This is a genomic window from Enterococcus sp. S183_ASV_20, assembly GCF_018919685.1.
GTDB lineage: Bacteria > Bacillota > Bacilli > Lactobacillales > Enterococcaceae > Enterococcus > Enterococcus faecalis.
Genome location: NZ_JAHLRI010000018.1, coordinates 27,868 through 48,580, shown reverse-complemented (window position 1 = coordinate 48,580; position 20,713 = coordinate 27,868). Strand labels below are relative to the sequence as shown.

The window sequence follows — 20,713 nt, the reverse complement described above, 5'->3', positions numbered from 1 at the left end:
GGTCCTCTTTGGAAAGTTTTTAGGAACTACTAACCAAATGAAAGAGCAGCAACGACTTGTTACTTTTTCATTTGTTTAGTAGCCGTCTGACTTTTCCAAAGAGCAAGAGTAAAGGAGAAGAATTATGACAGAAAAACAAGTCTTTAAAACAACTTGGGGCGGCCGCCCACTAGAAGTAGAAATCGGCCAATTAGCCAAACAAGCCAATGGAGCTGTCTTAGTACGTTACGGCGATACGGTCGTTTTAAGTGCTGCTGTTGCCTCTAAAGAAGCAAAAGATGTAGACTTTTTCCCATTAACTGTAAACTATGAAGAAAAAATGTATGCGGTAGGAAAAATTCCTGGCGGCTTCATTAAACGTGAAGGTCGTCCAAGTGAACGTGCGACATTAACCGCTCGTTTAATCGATCGTCCCATTCGTCCAATGTTCTCAGAAGGCTTCCGTAACGAAGTCCAAATCACAAACATCGTTATGAGTGTGGATCAAGATTGTACACCAGAAATGGCTGCAATGTTTGGGTCTTCCTTAGCGTTAGCAATTTCAGATATTCCGTTTGATGGACCAATTGCTGGTGTTGACGTTGGTCGTATTAATGGCGAATATGTTTTAAACCCAACGGTAGAACAAGCGGAACAAACAGATATTGAATTAACTGTTGCTGGAACAAAAGAAGCCATCAACATGGTTGAAAGTGGTGCTAAAGAAGTATCAGAAGAAGATATGTTAGGTGCCTTACTTTTCGGTTTTGATGCCATTAAAGAACTAGTGGCGTTCCAAGAAGAAATCGTTGCCGCTGTAGGTAAACCAAAAATGGACGTGGACTTATTACAAGTGGACGCTGATCTTAAAAAAGAAATTTTTGATGCGTACTACAATACAATGAAAACAGCCGTAATGACGGAAGAAAAATTAGCACGTGAAGTTGAAATTGACAAAGTAAAAGATACAGTCAAAGAAGTTTACGCTGAAAAATTTGCGGAACACGAAGAAGAAGCGCAATTACTAAAAGAAGTGAAACAAATTGCGGAAGATCTTGAAAAAGATGTCGTACGTGAGTTAATCACGATCGATAAGATTCGCCCGGATGGCCGTAAATTAGACGAAATTCGTCATTTATCATCAGAAGTAAGTATTTTACCACGTGTGCATGGTTCTGGCTTATTTACTCGGGGTCAAACACAAGCTTTATCCGTTTGTACATTAGCGCCTTTAGGGGAACATCAAATTATCGATGGGTTGGGTGTCCAAGATAGCAAACGTTTCATCCATCATTATAACTTCCCACAATTCTCTGTTGGTTCAACAGGACGCGCGGGCTCACCAGGTCGTCGTGAAATCGGTCACGGTGCGTTAGGTGAACGTGCCTTAGCACAAATTATTCCATCAGAAGAAGACTTCCCTTACACAATCCGCTTAGTAGCAGAAGTGTTAGAATCAAATGGTTCTTCTTCACAAGCAAGTATTTGCGCGGGAACATTAGCATTAATGGATGCGGGTGTGCCAATTAAAGCACCAGTTGCAGGTATTGCAATGGGTCTTGTTAGTGATGGTGAAAACTATACAATCTTAACAGATATTCAAGGTTTAGAAGACCACCTTGGCGATATGGACTTTAAAGTAGCGGGAACGAAAGACGGAATCACTGCTTTACAAATGGACATCAAAATCCAAGGAATTACAGAACAAATTTTAACGGAAGCATTAGACCAAGCGAAGAAAGCACGGATGGAAATTCTAGAAGAATTAACAACAACGATTGCTGCTCCTCGTGAAGAATTAAGTCAATATGCACCGAAAATTGAAATGATTCAAATTAAACCAGCGAAAATTAAAGATGTCATTGGTAAAGGTGGCGAAACAATCAACAGCATTATTGATGAAACCGGCGTTAAGATTGATATCGATCAAGACGGTAACGTAAGTATTGCTTCATCAGATGCTGAAATGATTAAAAAAGCCATCAAGATTATTGAAGAATTAACCAAAGAAGTTGAAGTCGGTCAAGTTTACTTAGCAAAAGTTGTCCGCATTGAAAAATTTGGTGCGTTTGTTAACCTAATTAAAGGCAAAGATGGCTTGATCCATATTTCTCAATTAGCAAACGAACGTGTGAACAACGTTGAAGATGTCGTGAAATTAGGCGACGAAGTCCTTGTCAAAGTAACTGAAATTGACAAACAAGGCCGTGTCAACGTGTCAAGAAAAGCATTATTAAACGAAGAAAACAAAGAAAAATAATTTCTTTTTAAACCAACGAAAACCAAGGAAGCTTCCTTTCTTTTCGTTGGTTTTTTCGTTGAAAACAAGCCCTAAAAAAGAAATGATAAAAAAAGCTAAAGACGATCGCCAACTCTTTTGTTTATAGTCAATTAGTGGTAAAATTAATACTATCAGTCTGAAGAATATCTGGGGTGTCTTTGTGAAAAAATTTAATCCAAATAAAAATATAATCATTACCTTAATTTTAGTCATTATTTTAGTAACCATTATTAGTTTAACTGCTGCGCAACGTTCTGAAAAAGGCAAAACCAATGTCGTTCAAGGTGGCGTCAATAATAGCGTTAGTATGGTGGATCGTGTGATTTCTTTTCCAGCTCGTGTGGTGGAAAACGGCTTGTCTTCAATGGGCAATTTAATTAACACGTTTAAAGAAAACGAACGTCTAAAAGAAAAAATTGATAGCTATAATGAATTAGCTGTCCAAAACAATAACTATAAACGTGAAATTGATAGTTTAAAACAAGAATTGAATCTGAACGAAACGTTGGCCAACTATGAAAAAGTAACTGCGAATGTCATTACGCGTTCGCCGGATACTTGGCAAGACTTATTAATTATCGATAAAGGAACCAATGACGGCATTGAAGCGGGCATGGCGGTCATGGCGCAAAAAGGGTTAGTGGGGCGTGTCATTGAAGTCAATGCAACGACTGCAAAAGTGGAACTACTAACGTCTAAAAATGTCAACTCGAACCATTTCCCTGTGCGAGTAACTTCCGCAAATGGCGAATCGTTTGGTTTACTTAAAAATTACGACAATAAGACAAATGCATTAATTGTGTCACAATTAACTGGCGATGCCACTCTGAAAGAAGGCGATGTCGTTCAGACTTCTGGCTTAGGTGGTAATTCCCCAGCCGATTTAGCGGTAGGGACAGTTATTAAAGTGAAACCAGATAGTTTTGGTTTAGATCGTGAAGTGTATGTGAAACCTTATGCGGATGTCTATGGTATCTCTGTTGTGACGGTCGTGAAAAGATCGGCAGGGGAAAGCGAATGATTCGGAAAGAGTATTTAAAATACGTCACACCTATTCTCTTGTTTTTCTTAATGTTAATTGATGCTCATTTAACAAAGTCTTTTGAAACGTGGACAAGTAATGTTTACTTTGCCAGTTCTCATCTGTTATTACTTGCGTTTATGTTTGCCGTTCCTAATTTTTCTAAACGTTATTTATTAATTACTTCGTTAATTTTAGGCTTCATTTGCGATAGCTACTACATTGGCATTATCGGGATTTATACAGTTGCACTGACGCTTTCGGTTATGTTGATGTATACATTTAAAGAAGTAATTCAAACAAATTTACTAACTGGTTTTTTTGGGATCGTCATTTTTACCACGTTGTATGAACTGATTGCGGTACTGATTCAAGTGGCCTTTCATTTAGCAGATGTCAGCCCGATTTTATTTATTACGCGTGTGTTGGGCCCTACATTGCTATTGAACATGGTGTGGTATGTTATTTTATCTTATCCACTGAAAAAACTGTTTTCCGTAAAATAAAAATTGAAAATTTTGTTCGTTTGCGAAAAATGCTCATTTGTTAGCATTTTTCGCTTTTTTTATTTTCTTTAAATAACAAAACGATGAGAAGCTTACCCTGGAGACTTGAAGAAAGTTGTGAAAAAAGTGAAGCTTTTTTTTGTCATTTACAAGAAGAAAATTGAAATATTACTGTAACATCCATATTATCTCAGTGACATACAGCTATGCTACAATTGCTCTATCGTTGAAAAAGAGAAATTTATTCAAATTTTAATAAATAATAAAAAAGCTTAACAAAAAAGGATTTTCGGAGGACAACAGATTGAAGAAAAGTGTATTATCGGCTCTAATGGTATGTTCCATTACCTTAACAAGCGTAGCGTTGCCATCCGCAGCATTTGCAGATGAATACGATACAAAGATTCAACAACAAGATCAAAAAATTAATGCGTTAACTAGCCAAATGTCAGATGCAGAAGCAAAAGTTGCCGCGATTGAAAATGATATGGTTGAAACGGCCAAACAAATCGATACATTAACAGCTAAAAAGAACAAGCTATCATCAGAAGTATCTAAATTATATAGTGAAATTTCTGATTTGAATGTCCGTATTCAAAAACGTGAAGTACAAATGACAAAACAAGCACGCGATGTCCAAGTGAATGGTCAAAGTGATTCAATTATTGATGCTGTCTTAGATGCAGATTCAGTAGCAGATGCAATTGGTCGCGTTCAAGCGGTCTCAACAATGATGAGCGCCAATAATGAATTACTAGAACAACAAAAAGAAGATAAAGCGACTGTTGAAAAGAAAACAAAGAATGTTGAAAAACAAATTGCTGAATTAGAAGCAGCAACAAAAGAATTAAATGATAAAACAGAATCATTAAAAACATTGAAGATTCAACAAGAAGTGGCTAAAAATGATTTAGAAGCACAACGTTCTGAAGAACAAGGGAAAAAAGACGGCTTCATTAAACAGAAAAAAGAAGCGGAAAAACGTTTAGCAGAAGAACAAGCACGCCAACGTGCAGCTGCTAAAAAAGCAGAAGAACAAGCGGCAGCGCAAGCACAAGCCGCAGCACAAAAAGCGGCAGCAGAGCAAGCGAAAGCAACAAAAGCAGCCAATGAGGCAGCAGCATCTGCTGCTGAAGAAAAAGCCGCAACACCAGCAGTAGAATCATCAACAACTACTGAAAGTACCACAACGCAAGAAACAACAACTTCAAGTACTGAAACAGAAAGTGTTGTAACAACACCTGCAGCAGCACCTGAAAAAGAAAAAGAAGTTCCTGTAACTAACCCAACAACTCCTGAAAAAGGTAATGAAGCAAAACCAGGGAATGGTGGCGTGACTTCAGGAAAACAAGCCGCAATTAATGCAGCTTTAGCAGATGTTGGTAATTCTTATGCAACAGGTTGGAATCAACCAGGTGAATGTTTAGTATCTGTTCGTCGCTGGCTAGCGGCAGGCGGTATTAACTTCGGTTATGGTGGTCCAAACAGTGGCTATGTTGCTTCTGGCGCAACACAAGTTAGCTGGAGTAACGTGCAACCAGGCGATGTTGTTCAATATGAAAGTGCCTATAGTCCAGATAGCTGGATTGGTGGCGTGCATACTGTCTTAGTTACAGGTGTAAGTGGTGGAAGTGTCCAAATCGTTGAAGCGAACAACCCAGGAGGTTCTGGTTATGTTTCTTCTAACTCTAACTGGTCACCAGCACCACCAGCAGGATTCCGCGCTGTTGTATGGCGTTTTCCAGGCTAAATAGTCATCTATTAATAATTGATAACAAGGAGTGGTAACTAACAAAAATCGTTAGTTGCCGCTTTTTTTATTCATTTAATTTTAAATATATGCATAAAATGTATCTGAAAATATTGTAATCTGGCCATTTTTTTGCAATTATAGAGGTATATACATATTAGGAGCGGAGGAATCAGCATGAGCGGAACGCACGATACAAAACAAGCAATCGCTTCAGCTTTAATAGAATTATGTGAACAAAAGGATTTTCGTAAAATAAGTGTCCAAGATATTACCAAAAAAGTGGGCTTGAATCGCCAAACATTTTATTATCACTTTACAGATAAATATGATTTATTACGTTGGATTTATCGTCACGATGCATTGATTTACTTGGAAACAGATATTTGTTTGGAAAACTGGGAGGAACAAGCCCTGAAGTTATTAAAAGCGATTAAAGAGAAGAGTCATTTTTACTATACAACGGTGACCTCAGATTCAGAAGTTCTTCTTAATGTTTTTTCCGCTTCGACCAATCGCTTATTTATTTCATTATTTGAACAAGTCGATGTTGAGAACCATTTAACAGATAAAGATAAACAATTTTATGCGAATTTCTTTTCTTATGGATGTAGCGGCGTCTTAACGAAATGGATTCTTGAGGAATATCCTCAGACTCCTTTGGAAATGGCGACGCAATTATTCCGTTTAGCGAAAGATACAGAATTTATGGCTTATCATTTGTATGAACAAGAAGCCAATGAGTAATGTGTGAAGGATAAAAAGTTTTATGAAGGAGTGAAACGTTGTGGTAACTGTGTTATTTGTTTGTTTAGGCAATATTTGTCGCTCGCCAATGGCAGAAGCGATTTTTCGTCAGAAAGTCCAACAAGCCGGTTTAGAATCGACTATTCAAGTGTTTTCAGCAGCTACTAGCCACTGGGAAGTTGGCAGTCAGCCACATAAGGGAACCAGAAAAATTTTGGAGCAACAAGGAATTTCCTATCAAGGAATGCGGGCGACACAAATCCAGCCAAGTGATTTTAAAAAATATGATTATATCATTGGGATGGATGCGAATAATGTGGCCGATTTAAAAGCATTAGCTCCTCAAGAAGAGCAACCGCGGATTCATTTATTTATGGAAGTTGTGGCTGGTAAAGAAACCATGGACGTACCTGATCCTTATTATACTGGAGATTTTGAGGAAACTTACCGCTTAGTGGAAGCAGGTACCTCAGAATGGTTGAAAAAAATAAAAGCACAGCTGAAAGATTAGGACTATAGTCCGATAGTACTTTCTGTTTCCCCTTGGTACAATAGTGTTAACAAATTGTTCAGGGAAAAAGAGACAGGAGGGAAGTAAGATGAACAGTAGTTATTTATCCTATGTTTTTGAATTGAGTTTGTATTATTTATTGTTGATAATGAGTCTGCCGCTAGTGTATGCTGTCACGTATCATTTATCTTTTAGTAGTATGTATACAAGTGAATGGTTAATGATCTCTGTTTTCTTATCTCCGTTAGTTTTATTATTTGCAGGTATTCGTTATGGTTTTGCTCGTTTGAAACAGCAAGAACGCCAAGCGATAAAATAAAGCAAAAAATCCTTGAAAAGTGTCAAAACTTTTCAAGGATTTTTTTATTAAGCCACCCAATCGGCTAAAGTTTTTTGCTCCAATTGGAAAGCCTTCAACATATCGTCGTTGGCGTCTTTAATAGGCGTCGTTGCTGCTAATGTTCCTTGAACAGCAATTCGCGTCGTTGCTTGTAAATCGCCACAGGTAATTAAGGTAATCATATTTTGACCAGGAACGTCATCAATTAACTCAACACGGGTTGGTTCGATTTTTTCTACAGAAGTTATTTTGTATGTATAAACAGTAGATAAATCAGTGATATAAATGAGTTCGTCTTTTTTGGTTCTTTCTAAAGGTGAAAATAAGGAAACGCCATCTTCCGTTCGATGACTAGCCAAGGCATAATTGTTTTTCCCCATGACTTGATCTTCTTTCATGGTCCCGGCACCAGTTAATAAAGCGACATTTGACAATCCTTTAAAAATGGGCAAATTAATTTCGACACTTGGTATCGCAATGGCACCAATCACAGGTAAGTTTTTGTTTTCAAATTGGGCTTTCATCACCGCTTCTGTGCTCAAGGACTCAACTGAATCAAAGTCAAACGTTGTTTCACGAGCCATATTTTTCTTCACATCAGCTGGTTTCAACTTGCTAACGGCGTACGAGCGGCTATTTTGTTGAACCACCCAACTACGTATCTGATTGTTAAAAATTAAGGCTAAGCCAATGATAAATAGTAAAACTAATAAACTGTTGATTAACCAATTTTTTCCTCTTTTTTTCTCTTTTGGGCGCATATTCTCCCTCCTTTTAATGTATCAAGTTTACCACAATTTATTTGAAAAACCTATTTATTTTCTTTGGGGAATAGGTAAGCTGGCCGGACCTTGATTTAATAAAAAACAACTGAATCGATTGATTTTTCAAAAAAATCCTCATTTTGTAATGGAATTTTAAAGTAAAAGAAACAAGCTTTTCTTTTGAAAATATTGTAAAATGGTAAGGAGGCTAGTAGAGGGGAGATGGGAATTTGCTTGATTTAATTTATGTACATATAGATGTAACCAGCAACGCGGTTTTATCTAAAGGAATTACCCATTCCGATTTTGTTCGTTCAATTGTGCATCATCCACAGAACTTACTATTATTAGATCCTTCTGCCGAAGCTGGCGAATACGATATGCATTCAGGCTTGAAAATTATTCGCGGAGAAGAAAGCGTCAATCGCTATTTTCAATCGCTACAACGTCGTTGGATGACTGAAGAGATTAAATGGATTGACTTTTCCGATGTGACGATGCTAAAAGAGCTAACGCCATTAGAAATTTCGGAACTTCTTTATTTTGGACACATGAAGAATAGTTTGCATTCGCCTTTCTTTTATAAGCTACAAAATGATTTTGTCTTTTTTGAATTTGCAGATCAGATGACGCGTGTCTATTATCGTTATATTGATGAATTTTATCGAATCTTTGCTGATAAAATTACACGTGTTGTTTTAGAGAAAGTGAATCAGAAAAAGGCCTTCTTTAAACGAAATACGCCTGTCGAAAAATTAAGTCCTGAATTACTTAAAAATATGAAAGGTATCTTGCAAGAAGGTGTTATTTTTTGCTTCCAACAAACGGAAGTGGATAAAGAAGAATATCGGATTCCTATTTACTTGGTGGAAGATTCACTTAGCAAGATGAAAAATACCTCTTACCAAAAAGAAGAAATTTTGGCAACGCTTGTCTATAATAGTGAAAAACGCATTTGGCACATTGAACAAGAGAATGATTTCGGTGAAATTTTTATGTTGGCCCATGAAGGCTGAGAGAGCTCTAACTTTATCAACTAAAGTAGGGCTCTTTTTGTAGCTATGATTTGGATGAGAAATCAAGTATAATAAAATGATAAAAAGGAAAGAAGGTTGTTTAATGAAAAAAATACTTTATGGCGCTCTGACTGGCTTGGCACTCTTTTTGGTAGCTGGCTGTACACCCAAAACGCCTACTACTGTTTCATCAACAAATGAGCAAAAAGAAACAGCAATATCAACTAGTGAAACAAGTACAACCGTACAACAAGAAGCAACGACGACATCAGAGAAGGCAACTGCGGTAGCTGTCTCTTTAGAAAAAGTAACGACAGCATTTGAGAAAAAATATCCAGAAGCTAAAATAACAAGTCTGCAGTTAGATACAGATTTTGGACGTTATTTTTATGAAATAGAAGGCGTGGATCAGCAAAAAGAATATCAAGTTGAAGTGAACGCAGAAACAGGCGAATTCACAAAAGAAAAAGTCGAAACCTTGGATGCCGATGAACAAAATGGCGTTAAAATGCAAGAAGAGGCACTTGATTTAACAAATATCATTTCCAGAGAACAAGCCACAACCTTGGCTGAAAAAGAAGCGAAAGTCGGCCAGGCAACAGATTGGAAGTTAGAGAAAGAATTAGGAATCACCTATTGGGAAGTGAAAGTGAAAGAGGGCCAACAAAAAATAGAGGTAAAAATCGATGCTCATTCTGGTAAAATTTTGACAACTGAGCGGGACGATTAATGGATAAAAAGTAGCTGGCATGCGTTTGAGTAGGAGTTGATTCCCTTAAATGCTGATCAGCTATTTTTTTGCTTGTTCGACAAACGTGTTTTTCTAAAGTCCCTATGGTAAAATAACGATGTATTAGTGGTTGAGAGCGTCAGAACATAGGAGGAAATTTGTTTGGTTAAAAAAATGGATTTACGTATTTGGGTAGAAGGAACAGTCGTCGCAGCAATGGCAATGGCCCTCTCTTTTTTACCGATTGAATTTGCCAATAGTGGCTTGGACCTATCGTTGGGAATGGTCCCATTAGTTCTTTATTCGTTTCGTCGTGGGTTGCTTCCTGGAGTTGCAGCAGGCTTTGTTTGGGGCATGTTAAATATTATTCTCGGTACAGCCATGAAAAATTTTTTGTCCGTTCCACAGATTATTTTTGAATATCCCTTTGCTTTTGCGTTTGGGGGAATGGGGGGCGTATTCGCTAGAAAAATTCAACTGTATTTTCAAGCGAATCGCTTAAAATCAGCCATTCGTACAATTATTTTAGGAAGTGTTGTCGCAGTCTTCGCCCGTTGGTTTTGGCATTTTTGGGCGGGCGTATTGGTTTGGGGCATGTATGCACCAGAAGGGATGAGCCCATACCTCTATTCCTTTGTTCTAAACGGTACAAGTACCGTCGTCAATTGTTTGTATGTGAGTCTAGTTCTAGGCTTATTGGCAAAAGTAGCACCGCAATTATTTGTTCCTAAGAAATAAGTTGAGTCCTAAGTCAGAAGTTTCATGGGATTTTGACTAAAGTCATAAATAAAAGAAACCACCAACCTGCAATCGCCATGGTTGGTGGTTTCCATTTATTTTATAAAGACTTCAATATTCTAGTGAATTTGACGTTGGTGACGATTAGCTAACGTGCTGACTTTCATGACAGAAGCAACAGGAATCATGCGCAACTGTTGTTCATCCGTTTGTAAACGAACGACGATATTGTCCGAAATATTTTTTGAGACAATCCAGCCGATCACCGTTTCGAATTTATGCGCTGTAGGGACTTCTTTCAATTGTAAGACCACTAAGGATTTTTGGGCGGCAGCGACTTGGAGCTCTTGTAAAAGCGCACTGCGTTCCTTTTCTTTATTCTTTTGATCTTGAGAATCTTCTAAAAATGCCGAAAAGAAATGTTGGGAAGAGAGCGTAATCAGTTTAGAAATGCTCTTGATGGTAGCTTTATGTTGATCCATTCTTCTGCCTCCTTTACGAATAAAATAGAATAAAACTCAAATGACTAATTACCTGTATTTTACCTAATTTTGTGATAAAATTCAAGAAAATATGTTCGCCTTCAATAATTATGAGAATTTACCAACGTTTCTGTTTTTCGAAAAAGAAAGTAGTATAATGTGTGAGCATATAAGAAATACATAAGATTATCGGATGTAGTCAATAGATAGAAAAGGATGAATAGTATGTCAAAAAAACCATCAGGTTACCAAAAAAAAGTTCTCACGGTGTTGTTGGTATCGTTTGGCTTTGGCGGGTTGTTAGCGCAGTTTTCGCCGATGAAATCAGGTGGGTTTTCAAGTTGGTTTGATGATTCATATGTCAAAGCTAGTGCTGAATCAAGTAAAACAAAAGAACCAGCACCAGTTAAAATTGAGAAAAAAGTCAAACCTTTAAGCTATGGACAACAGGTCAATCAAGAAATTGAAAAGAAGCAATATGATGGACATCTGGATTTGCCGTTAGAATTGCAGACAGATGCTAAATGGAAAGACACCGCATACGGATTTGGCAATGTGGATAAGCCGAATACAATCGAAATTAATGGCTGTGCGATTGTGTCGCTTGCAATGGTTGGTTCATACATGGATCACCAAGAAGTTACCCCTCTGGATGTGTTAGCTTGGGCAAAAAATGACTTCTTTATGGAAGGACAAGGAACGGCGTGGTCTATTTTTAGTGCATATGCTGAAATGAAAGGCTATAACTGTCAAGAAATTGGGGATATTGAAACAGTGTCAGCTTTCTTGAAGGAAGGTCATCCAGTCATTATTTCTGTAAAACCGGGCTATTTCACTACAACTGGTCACATTATGGTGATGAGTGGTGTGGATGAAAAAGGCGATTTCTGGATTAATGATCCAAACGATTCAGAAGAAAAGGGCCATTCAAAACGGACATTTACAGCCGAAGAAGTGATGAATGAAGCGTTAAACTTCTGGGCATTTTATTAGGAATAAGAAAAGGTGTGGAACAACAGGCAGTACCCTTTGTTCGCATCTTTTTTAGCAAATAAAAGGAGGCAGGACAATGGATCGATGTACTTGGGCAACGAATACAACTGAAGAGATGCAAGCCTATCATGATGATGAATGGGGACGTCCAGTTCATGAAGAGCAACAGTTATTTGAGTTATTGACCTTGGAAAGTATGCAAGCAGGCTTAAGCTGGGCGATTATTTTGAATAAACGAGAAACGCTTAGAGCAGCTTATGATGCGTTTGATTATCGGAAAATTGCGCGATATGATGAGGAAAAAATTTTAGCTTTACTAGCAAATCCTGGTGTGATTCGTCATCGTTTAAAAATTCAAGCGACCATCACGAATGCGCAAGTTTTTCAAGAAGTTCAGGCAGAATTTGGGTCCTTTGATCGCTACCTCTGGAACTTTGTCGATCAGCAACCAATCGTTAATCACTGGCAGCACCCAGAAGAGGTTCCTGCCTCCACGGAATTATCGCAAGAGATTAGTCGAGTGTTAAAAAAACGAGGATTTAAATTTTTAGGTGCCACGACAGTCTATTCCTTTTTACAGGCGGCGGGATTGGTGAATGATCATTTAGAAACGTGTCATTATAAATAATAAAGGTCTCCTTCCAAAATTGAAGGAGACCTTTATTTTATTCTTTATACGCCCACTTGAAGTCGTATTTAGCACCTGTTGGATGATAAATAATTTCTTTCACGTTTGGTGCACGTAAGTGTGATTCTGCTTTTTGGTAAATTGGCACAACACCCATATCAGCAATTACTGTTTTTTCAGCGTTGATTAGATCTTCCCAGCGTTTTTCAGGATCGTTAACATCTGTGGTTTTGGACGCAGCAATGAATTTATCGTATTCAGGATTGCTGTAACGTCCACGGTTATTAGAAGTTGAGCTTTCTAATAAATCTAAGAAGTTAATTGGGTCTGAATAGTCGGCACTCCAACCACGAATAGCGATTTGGAAATCCCCTTTTAAGGTACGATCTAAACGAACGGCCATAGGGACAGGTGTCACAGTTACTTTTAAGCCTTCCAAAGTATCAGATAGTGATCCTTGAAGATATTCGCCCATTTTTTTAGCGCCTTCAGAGTCGTCTACCATTAAATCAACCGTTAAGTTGGAAACACCAAGTTCTTGTTTCGCTTTGTTCCAGTATTCCACAGCTTTTTTCTTGTCGTATTTGACTAATTTGTCGCTGCCGGCTTCTTTAACAAAGTCTTCACCCGTTTTTGGTGATTTCGCGACATCAACAGGGACGAAGCCTTGTGAAGGAAGAGAGCCATTAGCTAAAATATTTTTAGCTAATGAATCGCGATCGATGGCATAAGACATAGCACGACGTAAGTTTGCATTAGTCAATGGTGATTTTTCATCTGCTTGATTCATTTCTAAATAGAAAGAAGAAGCGGCTTTTAATTGGACCAAGTCAGGAGAGTTTTGCATTTGTTGAGCCAGTTCGCCAGATAAATACGTATCATCCACTTCACCAGTTTCATAAAGATTTAAGGCAGTTGGGGCTTCTTTCACCACGTTGATAGCGACTTTATCTAACTTGACAGTCTCTTTGTCCCAATATTCTTCATTTTTAGTTAGAGACCATTTAGTATCTGTTCCGGGACCATCAAACTCAGTTAGCGTAAAGGGACCATTGTAGACTGCTTTATCGCTACTCTTTGTATAATCTTTACCAAAACGTTCAACGATATCTTGACGTTGCGGCAAGAAAGAAGGGAAAGCCAATAAATCATCAAAATATGGTGTTGCTGTTTCTAAAGTGATTTCCAATTCATGATCATTGATTGCTTTAATGCCCAATTCTTCTTTAGGTAGTTCCCCTTTAGAAATTTTTTCAGCATTTTTTACTGGTTCAAACATGTAGGCATATTCTGAAGCAGTGACAGGATCCACTGTTCGTTGCCAACCGTAAACGTAATCTGCAGCAGTAACTGGTTTGCCATCAGACCATTTTGATTCTTCACGTAATTTAACTTTGTAAACTAAACCGTCTTCTGAAACAGTTGCTTTTTCGGCTGCACCAGCAGGCGCGGGTTTATTGTCTTTATCTAAACGATAGATTCCTTCGTAGACATTATTTAAAGTGGTAAAACTCACTTCATCTGTTGCAAGGGACGGATCGGCACTAGGCATTTCTTGGGATTCAACCATTGTGTATACTTGGTTGTCGCTGCCGCCGTTGCTTGCTCCTTTATCGTCACTGCCACCGCCGCAGGCCGCTAAAGCTAAGCTTGATAATACAAGTAATGAAGTAAATAAAACAGATTTCTTCATTTGACACGCTCCTTTTCATTTTTAGCAATACTCTCAGTATAATGTAAAAATGAAAAGGAGAAATTAAAAAATCGTTAGAAATGATTATTCTTTTATCAATTTTTAAAAAATGTCTAATCTTTTTTATGAAAAAAGTGGACAAACGTTGATAAGTAAAGATTTAAGCTGATTTCCATGCAGAAAGCATTCGATTTTAGAGTATTTATTCATCATTGATTTGATTTTTTTGACATAAAATAAACATCCCTTTTACAAAAAACAAATGAGAAGAAAAAAAGATTGTTACAAAAGCAAATAAGTGCTTTTGTAACAATCTTTTTAATCTTTTAATCGTTGGATGTCAATGACAGTTCCTGTGTAGGCATCTGCAGTGAATTCGTATTGAACAATGCCGTCGTCTTCAATGCGGCAAATTCCTCCAGTATATGTTTTGGAGTGGATGGCGAATTTCCGCAAGGGCTTTTTCTCAAACTCAATCCACGAACCTTCAATCGGTCCTTCTTTTAAAAAAGCAGCTTTTACATTTTCTAAGACGAGATCAGCGGAGATTGTTTTTTTCTTATGGTAGAACAAGGTTGAGGCAATGCCGCCTACTAAACCAAGACCAACGCCTAGCGCTAAGCCGCCTTTAAAGTATGTCAACTCATTTTCTTCGTTCATTTGTATGACCTCCCTTGGTCGGTTTCTGCTTACTATTACTTTTGTCAGTATCACTCTTATTTTACCATAGAGAAGGGGCCGCTGAGAAATAAAAAAAGTTTTTCAATCATTCTTTTAGGGCATTCTCATTGTCACGTTTAAAAAGAGAAAGCGATGTGCATTTTCTAGTATTTGCGTTATAATAAGAGTGAAATCATATGAAAGGAGTACCTATTTTTATCGACAGGATAAAGTGACTTTTTAGAGAAAAAGTGACGCTTGGTTGGCGTAATTTCCAACAAATCAAAAGCAATAGGACATACATCTATGGAAGAAAAAACATTTCAACGAATCAAGGAATTAACTGAATTACAAGGAACCAGCGGATTTGAAGACGACATTCGCGCGTACATGAAAGAACATATCACCCCGTTAGTGGACGATGTTCAATATGATGGTTTAGGTGGTATTTTTGGGATTAAACGTTCAAAAGTGGAAGCAGCGCCACGCGTAATGGTAGCAGCCCACATGGACGAAGTTGGCTTCATGTTAACTCAAATTAACGATAATGGTTTATTCCAAGTGGTTCCTTTAGGTGGCTGGAATCCCTATGTTGTTTCAGCACAACGTTTTACGTTAAAAACAAGTAAAGGGAACTATCCATGTATTTCTTCATCTATTCCGCCACACTTGTTGCGTGGTACGAGTGGTCAAAAACAATTAGAAGTCTCTGATGTGTTATTTGATGCAGGATTCTCTTCAAAAGAAGAAGCTGAAAGCTTTGGCGTTCGTCCAGGGGATTCCATTGTTCCACAAACAGAAACGATTAAAACAGCTAATGGCAAAAATATTATCAGTAAATCATGGGATAACCGCTATGGTTGTACGTTGGTATTAGATGCATTGGAAACGTTACAAAATGAAGAATTAGGCCACACATTAATTGCTGGGGCAAACGTACAAGAAGAAGTCGGGTTACGTGGTTCTAAACCATCTGTTCATAAATTTAATCCAGATATCTTCTTTGCGGTGGATTGTTCAGCGGCAGATGATATTCACACGAAAAAAGGAACGTATGGTCATTTAGGTGAAGGGACGTTATTACGGATTTTCGACCCAGGTTTAATCACATTGCCTCGCTTACGTGAATATTTATTGGATACAGCAGCGACACACAATATTCCGTATCAATATTTTGTTTCTAAAGGCGGAACGGATGCTGGGGCAGCGCACACAACTAATAACGGTGTACCAAGTACAGTCATCGGCGTTTGTGGTCGTTACATCCATACGCATCAAACAATGTTTAGTATTGCGGATTATGAAGCAGCGCGGGAAATGTTGTTACAAGCATTACGTGGCTTGGATAAATCAACAGTTAATACAATTGTTTACGGAAAGTAGAGGATGTTTAAATGATTTATCCCAATTCATTAGAAGAACTAGCAACTTATGTTGAAAAAGGTAAAAATGTTTTCTTCTTTACTGCTGATTGGTGCGGAGACTGTCGTTTCATTAAACCAGTCATGCCTGAAATTGAAGAAGCATTTCCAGCTTTTCAATTTATCGAAGTCGACCGCGATCAGTTTATTGACGTGGCTGCCGAGTGGAATATTTTTGGTATTCCGAGTTTTGTCGTAATTGAAAACGGTCAAGAGTTAGGACGCTTAGTAAACAAAGACCGAAAAACAAAAGAAGAAATCAGTGCATTTTTAACTAGCTTAGGCTAATTTTCATGAACCAGAGGAACCATTAAATTAAGAGAGAATCAGCTGGACAAAAGGGCGTTCTGCGCAAGGGTCCTAAATTCATTTTTGACTCTAGTTTCTTAGTCAAAGAAGCCTTTTAGATCAGCCTCCATCGGGAAGGTGACGAAAATGGAAGAACAAATGTATAAAAATATTCTTGTCGGCGTAGACGGTAGTGATCAAGCCAATTTAGCTTATGAACGTGCAATTGAGGTTGCTCGTCGAAACGGAAGCCGAGTCATTGTTGCAAATATTTTAGAAAATCAAGTGTATACAATGATGGGGTATTCGACGTTAAATGATCAATTAATTGATCAAGAAACAGCCGCTGCGGAAGAATTAATGGCCGATTGTAAAAAGTATGCTGAAAGCGTTGATTTTCATAATGTTGAAACAGTTACCATGTTTGGTTCACCCAAAGAAGTCATGAGTCATGAATTACCTGAAAAATACAATGTTGATTTAATTATGGTGGGACAATCAGGATTAAACGCAGTCGAACGTGTGGTCATGGGAAGCGTCAGTAGCTACATTATTCGTCAAGCCCCTTGCGATGTCTTAATTGTTCACTCTGAAGAAAAATAAGCAAAAAAAGTTATTGATTGAATAGAGAGTTGACCCTACGTTTCTTTTGTTTTTTCAAAGGATCAGCGGCTTGTCACTCAAAATTGAGGACTTGGAGAATAAGTCGTAGCGACATATTTTCCAAGTCTTTTAGTTTTTCGACAAAAAAGTATGCACAATGGGTCAATTTTTGATAAGATAAGACAGGAAAACGACAGAGGAGGAACAGAAATGATTTTTGCATATAACAAAGAACACGTTGGCGATGTCTTACTTGTCATCGTTGCGGACGATCAAGGTGCGGAAAACCAAGTAAAACGTGTCGGCGATGTGGCACGTGTAAGTTTAGTTGAGGCGCCAGAAACAGTGGTAGCTTGGAATATTTTCAATGCTTCAGCGCTTCTAGGTGACATTAATGGCACTGGCCAAGTGACTTTAACAGACGAACAAATCAAAAAAGTCAATACAGCGATTAAAGATGCGGGATTTTCAGAAACCCTTGAAAAAGACGACACCCCTAAAATTGTGGTTGGCTTTGTCAAATCATGTAAAAAACACCCAGATTCAGATCATTTATCTATCACACAAACAGAAGTAGACAACGGCGAAATCTTACAAATTGTTTGTGGCGCACCGAACATCAAAGCAGGACAAAAAGTGGTTGTGGCCAAGCCAGGCGCAATGATGCCTGATGGTTTAATGATTTGGCCAGGGGTTTTACGTGGTGAAGAAAGTTTTGGAATGATTTGTTCAGCAAAAGAATTACGTTTACCAAATGCACCTGCTAAAAAAGGAATCTTAGAATTGCCTTTTGATGCAGAAGTTGGTTCTGCATTTGCGGTAGGAGAATAAAAGAAAGAAACGACCTGTTGTTCAAACAACAGGTCGTTTCTTTCTTTTATTGATTGCTGCGATTATTTTGTTGTGTTAAAGCTGATTTATCAATGGTTAAATCGATGGTTGCTTTCATTTCTTTAGAACCACGATAATAAGTCACTTCCATTTTGTCGCCAACTTTTTTCTTGTAAAGCGCGCTTTGTAAATCTGTAGTAGAGCTTACGTCTTGGCCGTCAACTTTCGTGATAACATCGTATTTTTCCAATCCAGCCTTTTCAGCAGGGGTCGCTGCTTCAACACCACGAACCACTACGCCAGTTTTTACAGAAGCTGGAATTTTTAAAATTTGTTCTTGTTGTTGTGAAGAGATACCTGTTAAATCAGACATCGTAATCCCGAGAGCTGGCCGTGTCACTTTACCATCTTTTTCTAATTGGTTGATAATGTTGACTACGTCATTACTTGGAATGGCAAAGCCCATCCCTTCAACGCTCACTTGACTAGTTGATTGCACAATTTTTACTGAGTTAATTCCAATGACTTGCCCTTCAATATTGATTAGTGGACCACCGGAGTTTCCTGGATTGATGGCAGCATCGGTTTGAATGGCATTAATATTGATGGTTTCACCAGACTCGTTTTTATTGGTAATATTTCTATTCACAGAAGAGATGATTCCTTGTGTGACAGAGTTAGCATAATCAGAGCCTAGAGGGGAACCAATCGCAATAGCAGGCTCACCGACTGTGATTTTACTAGAATTCCCAAACTCAGCGACTTGATCAACTTTGTCGGAAGAAATTTTAATCACGGCTAAATCCGTATAAGCATCGGTTCCGACTAATTCGCCTTTCACTTTGGTGCCATCAGATAAAACAACTTCCAATCCTTGCGCTTTATCTACGACGTGGTTATTTGTCACGACATAAGCCGTTTTACCATCTTTCTTATAAATAACCCCACTACCTTCACTGGCTGCTTCTAAATCGTTACCATTGTTGCCGGAAGAGTCTTGAGTACCTTCATTCCCACCGAACAATCCCCCAAAAGGATCATCTGCCGAAGAATTGTTGCTAGCACTTTGCATATTAATGACAGAAACCACAGAATTTTGAACTTTTTTCACGGCTTTTGTGACATCGCTAGAAACATTGTAACTCACATTGCTGACTTTTGTGTCGCCGTGATTAGTGGACGTCGTCGTCGCCGCATTATTTCCGCCGTTGGGTGTGGGAATAATCCCAGAATAAGCGCCTCCTAGAATAAGGGCGCCACCAAGTAAGCCGCCAGCTAAACCAATCCCAAATTTTTGCAATAAACTTTTTTTATCTGAATTAGGTGTAACATCTTTTCGTTGCATAAAATAACCTCCCAATAAGTGCATCTGAATTTTCTATATTAAGTATATCTGTTTCCTACTCCTTTAGTCTATCGAATAGCTTTGAATTTTTTATGAACAACTTAGGGAAAAATTACAGAAAAAATACGAATGAAAAAGTTATACACAGAAAAATGTGAACAAATCGGGAATAACTCTGTGTACAGTTTTTAGAAAAGTTATCCACAGAATGTGGATAATGTGGACAAATCAGTGGCGAATATGTGTTTGTATTGAAAAAGCTGTTAAATAAAGTAATTTTTTAGTTTGTTCTGTGGATAACTCTGTGTATATGTGTATAAGTATGTGGAAACGTTGTGGAAAGTAGCCAAACTTCGTGCTAAAATAAGAAAGAAGAGAAAACGAGAAAGTAGTGGAATAGGTGAAAATTAAACTAGTAACAGTCGGAAAATTGAAAGAAAAATACCTGATTCAAGGCATTAATGAATATCTGAAACGTTTAAATAGCTATGCCAAGATGGAAATCATTGAAGTACCAGATGAAAAAGCCCCAGAAAAACTCAGTGACGCTGAAATGCTTCAAGTCAAAGAAAAAGAAGGCCAACGTATTTTGGGGAAAATTAATGACAACGAATACGTCTTTGTTTTAGCCATTAATGGCAAACAATTATCTAGTGAAGAATTTTCAAAAGAAATTGAACAATTAGGGATTAGTGGTAAAAGTAATCTAACCTTTGTCATTGGTGGCTCCTTAGGTCTCAGTGATTCAGTCCTTCAGCGAAGTAACCAACAAATTTCTTTTGGCCGCTTAACTTATCCACATCAGTTAATGCGTTTGGTATTAGTGGAACAAATTTATCGCGGTTTTCGGATTATGAAAGGGGAACCGTATCATAAATAGGAAGTAGGCTGGTTGCTCAGTAATTTCTATAAATCAAGTCATTGCTTGAAAAATATATGAAGTAAAATATCTTTAGTCTGTTTGTCTGATAGAAAATAAAAAAATTCAATCAAACTGGATTGAGAGAAACGCTACCGTTCAAACAATAAATAAAAATGAGAGGAATGGCAAAAAACAATGGTCATTCCTCTTGTTTTTTCAAAAAAAATGTCCGATTGTTGTGCCTCAGAAACAGGTTCAGCACCCATGATTATTATTTTAAAATGAGAAAAAATTAAGGGATTATCATAAAAATCAATATTTTTAACGTGAAAAGTTGAATAAGCTCTTCAATGAAGAAAACACTATTGACAGTAATTAAAAATTACCTTAAAGTGAAAGCGTAAACATGTATAATATTTCATGTGACTAGGGAAAACTAGGCATGAAAAGTCTGTCTGAAGTAATTACTTTAGGTTGTCTTTTCATGCCTAATTTTTATATAGAATACTTAGTAGAGGAGGAAG

At 37.7% G+C, this 20,713-nt stretch carries 22 protein-coding genes; 17 read left to right on the top strand and 5 right to left on the bottom strand.

The genetic code is table 11. The annotated features are described in order from the left end of the window. Positions 1-124 precede the first annotated feature (124 nt). The 7 genes from pnp to KQI94_RS08315 all read left to right on the top strand — a co-directional run bounded on the left by pnp (position 125) and on the right by KQI94_RS08315 (position 7,114). A complete protein-coding gene (pnp, locus tag KQI94_RS08345) occupies positions 125-2,239 on the top strand; it encodes a polyribonucleotide nucleotidyltransferase (RefSeq protein WP_002367402.1) in 2,115 nt (704 codons plus the stop codon). A gap of 181 nt (positions 2,240-2,420) precedes the next feature. Next, a complete protein-coding gene (gene mreC / locus KQI94_RS08340) occupies positions 2,421-3,281 on the top strand; it encodes a rod shape-determining protein MreC (RefSeq protein WP_002383273.1) in 861 nt (286 codons plus the stop codon). Then, positions 3,278-3,787: a rod shape-determining protein MreD gene (gene mreD / locus KQI94_RS08335; protein WP_002354987.1), complete on the top strand. Its 510-nt coding sequence runs from the start codon at positions 3,278-3,280 to the stop codon at positions 3,785-3,787. The genes mreC and mreD overlap by 4 nt, the downstream gene beginning before the upstream one ends. A 331-nt stretch (positions 3,788-4,118) precedes the next feature. Further along, positions 4,119-5,537 carry a CHAP domain-containing protein gene (locus tag KQI94_RS08330; RefSeq protein ID WP_002390314.1) on the top strand — a complete coding sequence of 473 codons (1,419 nt, stop codon included), beginning with the start codon at positions 4,119-4,121 and terminating at the stop codon, positions 5,535-5,537. Positions 5,538-5,714: 177 nt separating this feature from the next. Beyond that, on the top strand, positions 5,715-6,284 hold the full coding sequence (locus KQI94_RS08325; RefSeq protein WP_002354991.1) for a TetR/AcrR family transcriptional regulator: 570 nt from the start codon (positions 5,715-5,717) through the stop codon (positions 6,282-6,284). A gap of 40 nt (positions 6,285-6,324) precedes the next feature. Further along, positions 6,325-6,795, top strand: a complete 471-nt coding sequence (locus tag KQI94_RS08320) for a low molecular weight protein-tyrosine-phosphatase (protein ID WP_002368415.1) — start codon at positions 6,325-6,327, stop codon at positions 6,793-6,795. 88 nt (positions 6,796-6,883) lie between these two features. Next, entirely contained in the window at positions 6,884-7,114 is a 231-nt protein-coding gene (locus tag KQI94_RS08315) for a hypothetical protein (protein WP_002390312.1), read from the top strand. A gap of 47 nt (positions 7,115-7,161) precedes the next feature. Here KQI94_RS08315 and KQI94_RS08310 read toward each other — a convergent pair whose 3' ends face one another. Continuing rightward, complete coding sequence (locus KQI94_RS08310; RefSeq protein WP_002354994.1) at positions 7,162-7,896, bottom strand: class A sortase; 735 nt, start codon at positions 7,894-7,896, stop codon at positions 7,162-7,164. Between the two features lie 233 nt (positions 7,897-8,129). On the opposite strand from KQI94_RS08310, the gene KQI94_RS08305 reads away from it, so the two are divergent. From KQI94_RS08305 to thiT, 3 genes are all read left to right on the top strand, one after another. Beyond that, complete coding sequence (locus KQI94_RS08305; protein ID WP_002354996.1) at positions 8,130-8,915, top strand: hypothetical protein; 786 nt, start codon at positions 8,130-8,132, stop codon at positions 8,913-8,915. Positions 8,916-8,991: 76 nt separating this feature from the next. Then, positions 8,992-9,645 carry a PepSY domain-containing protein gene (locus tag KQI94_RS08300; protein WP_002390311.1) on the top strand — a complete coding sequence of 218 codons (654 nt, stop codon included), beginning with the start codon at positions 8,992-8,994 and terminating at the stop codon, positions 9,643-9,645. A gap of 162 nt (positions 9,646-9,807) precedes the next feature. Continuing rightward, entirely contained in the window at positions 9,808-10,383 is a 576-nt protein-coding gene (gene thiT / locus KQI94_RS08295) for an energy-coupled thiamine transporter ThiT (protein ID WP_002368412.1), read from the top strand. A 119-nt stretch (positions 10,384-10,502) separates the two neighbouring features. Here the strand turns inward: thiT and KQI94_RS08290 are convergent, their stop codons facing one another. Beyond that, a complete protein-coding gene (locus KQI94_RS08290; protein WP_002354999.1) occupies positions 10,503-10,865 on the bottom strand; it encodes a hypothetical protein in 363 nt (120 codons plus the stop codon). 216 nt (positions 10,866-11,081) lie between these two features. Here KQI94_RS08290 and KQI94_RS08285 point away from each other — a divergent pair, with 216 nt between their 5' ends. Together KQI94_RS08285 and KQI94_RS08280 are read left to right on the top strand one after the other, a co-directional pair. After that, positions 11,082-11,858 carry a peptidase C39 family protein gene (locus KQI94_RS08285; RefSeq protein WP_002368410.1) on the top strand — a complete coding sequence of 259 codons (777 nt, stop codon included), beginning with the start codon at positions 11,082-11,084 and terminating at the stop codon, positions 11,856-11,858. A gap of 76 nt (positions 11,859-11,934) precedes the next feature. Further along, on the top strand, positions 11,935-12,486 hold the full coding sequence (locus KQI94_RS08280; RefSeq protein WP_002368409.1) for a DNA-3-methyladenine glycosylase I: 552 nt from the start codon (positions 11,935-11,937) through the stop codon (positions 12,484-12,486). 37 nt (positions 12,487-12,523) lie between these two features. Here KQI94_RS08280 and KQI94_RS08275 read toward each other — a convergent pair whose 3' ends face one another. Together KQI94_RS08275 and KQI94_RS08270 are read right to left on the bottom strand one after the other, a co-directional pair. Further along, positions 12,524-14,179, bottom strand: coding sequence for a peptide ABC transporter substrate-binding protein (locus KQI94_RS08275; protein ID WP_002368408.1), 1,656 nt, complete (start codon positions 14,177-14,179; stop codon positions 12,524-12,526). Positions 14,180-14,497: 318 nt separating this feature from the next. Next, positions 14,498-14,839, bottom strand: coding sequence for a PepSY domain-containing protein (locus KQI94_RS08270; protein ID WP_002355012.1), 342 nt, complete (start codon positions 14,837-14,839; stop codon positions 14,498-14,500). Between the two features lie 306 nt (positions 14,840-15,145). Here KQI94_RS08270 and pepA point away from each other — a divergent pair, with 306 nt between their 5' ends. The 4 genes from pepA to ytpR all read left to right on the top strand — a co-directional run bounded on the left by pepA (position 15,146) and on the right by ytpR (position 17,982). Further along, complete coding sequence (gene pepA / locus KQI94_RS08265) at positions 15,146-16,222, top strand: glutamyl aminopeptidase (RefSeq protein WP_002355013.1); 1,077 nt, start codon at positions 15,146-15,148, stop codon at positions 16,220-16,222. 11 nt (positions 16,223-16,233) lie between these two features. Then, a complete protein-coding gene (locus KQI94_RS08260; protein ID WP_002355015.1) occupies positions 16,234-16,548 on the top strand; it encodes a thioredoxin family protein in 315 nt (104 codons plus the stop codon). A gap of 147 nt (positions 16,549-16,695) precedes the next feature. Next, a complete protein-coding gene (locus KQI94_RS08255; protein ID WP_002385249.1) occupies positions 16,696-17,151 on the top strand; it encodes a universal stress protein in 456 nt (151 codons plus the stop codon). Between the two features lie 210 nt (positions 17,152-17,361). Beyond that, positions 17,362-17,982: a YtpR family tRNA-binding protein gene (gene ytpR, locus KQI94_RS08250; RefSeq protein WP_002368407.1), complete on the top strand. Its 621-nt coding sequence runs from the start codon at positions 17,362-17,364 to the stop codon at positions 17,980-17,982. Between the two features lie 46 nt (positions 17,983-18,028). Here the strand turns inward: ytpR and KQI94_RS08245 are convergent, their stop codons facing one another. Next, positions 18,029-19,327 carry a trypsin-like peptidase domain-containing protein gene (locus KQI94_RS08245; protein ID WP_002368406.1) on the bottom strand — a complete coding sequence of 433 codons (1,299 nt, stop codon included), beginning with the start codon at positions 19,325-19,327 and terminating at the stop codon, positions 18,029-18,031. A 400-nt stretch (positions 19,328-19,727) separates the two neighbouring features. Between KQI94_RS08245 and rlmH the strand changes: the two genes are divergently transcribed. Further along, positions 19,728-20,207, top strand: a complete 480-nt coding sequence (gene rlmH / locus KQI94_RS08240; RefSeq protein ID WP_002355021.1) for a 23S rRNA (pseudouridine(1915)-N(3))-methyltransferase RlmH — start codon at positions 19,728-19,730, stop codon at positions 20,205-20,207. Positions 20,208-20,713: the final 506 nt, after the last annotated feature.

Coding starts and splice junctions, on each gene's coding strand:
- KQI94_RS08325 (WP_002354991.1), top strand. CDS start 5,715: ATGAGCGGAACGCACGATACAAAACAAGCAATCGCTTCAGCTTTAATA.
- pnp (WP_002367402.1), top strand. CDS start 125: ATGACAGAAAAACAAGTCTTTAAAACAACTTGGGGCGGCCGCCCACTA.
- KQI94_RS08275 (WP_002368408.1), bottom strand. CDS start 14,179: ATGAAGAAATCTGTTTTATTTACTTCATTACTTGTATTATCAAGCTTA.
- pepA (WP_002355013.1), top strand. CDS start 15,146: ATGGAAGAAAAAACATTTCAACGAATCAAGGAATTAACTGAATTACAA.
- KQI94_RS08290 (WP_002354999.1), bottom strand. CDS start 10,865: ATGGATCAACATAAAGCTACCATCAAGAGCATTTCTAAACTGATTACG.
- KQI94_RS08315 (WP_002390312.1), top strand. CDS start 6,884: ATGAACAGTAGTTATTTATCCTATGTTTTTGAATTGAGTTTGTATTAT.
- KQI94_RS08245 (WP_002368406.1), bottom strand. CDS start 19,327: ATGCAACGAAAAGATGTTACACCTAATTCAGATAAAAAAAGTTTATTG.
- mreD (WP_002354987.1), top strand. CDS start 3,278: ATGATTCGGAAAGAGTATTTAAAATACGTCACACCTATTCTCTTGTTT.
- KQI94_RS08300 (WP_002390311.1), top strand. CDS start 8,992: ATGATAAAAAGGAAAGAAGGTTGTTTAATGAAAAAAATACTTTATGGC.
- KQI94_RS08260 (WP_002355015.1), top strand. CDS start 16,234: ATGATTTATCCCAATTCATTAGAAGAACTAGCAACTTATGTTGAAAAA.
- KQI94_RS08310 (WP_002354994.1), bottom strand. CDS start 7,896: ATGCGCCCAAAAGAGAAAAAAAGAGGAAAAAATTGGTTAATCAACAGT.
- KQI94_RS08330 (WP_002390314.1), top strand. CDS start 4,119: ATGGTATGTTCCATTACCTTAACAAGCGTAGCGTTGCCATCCGCAGCA.
- KQI94_RS08255 (WP_002385249.1), top strand. CDS start 16,696: ATGGAAGAACAAATGTATAAAAATATTCTTGTCGGCGTAGACGGTAGT.
- KQI94_RS08270 (WP_002355012.1), bottom strand. CDS start 14,839: ATGAACGAAGAAAATGAGTTGACATACTTTAAAGGCGGCTTAGCGCTA.
- ytpR (WP_002368407.1), top strand. CDS start 17,362: ATGATTTTTGCATATAACAAAGAACACGTTGGCGATGTCTTACTTGTC.
- KQI94_RS08285 (WP_002368410.1), top strand. CDS start 11,082: ATGAATAGTATGTCAAAAAAACCATCAGGTTACCAAAAAAAAGTTCTC.
- KQI94_RS08280 (WP_002368409.1), top strand. CDS start 11,935: ATGGATCGATGTACTTGGGCAACGAATACAACTGAAGAGATGCAAGCC.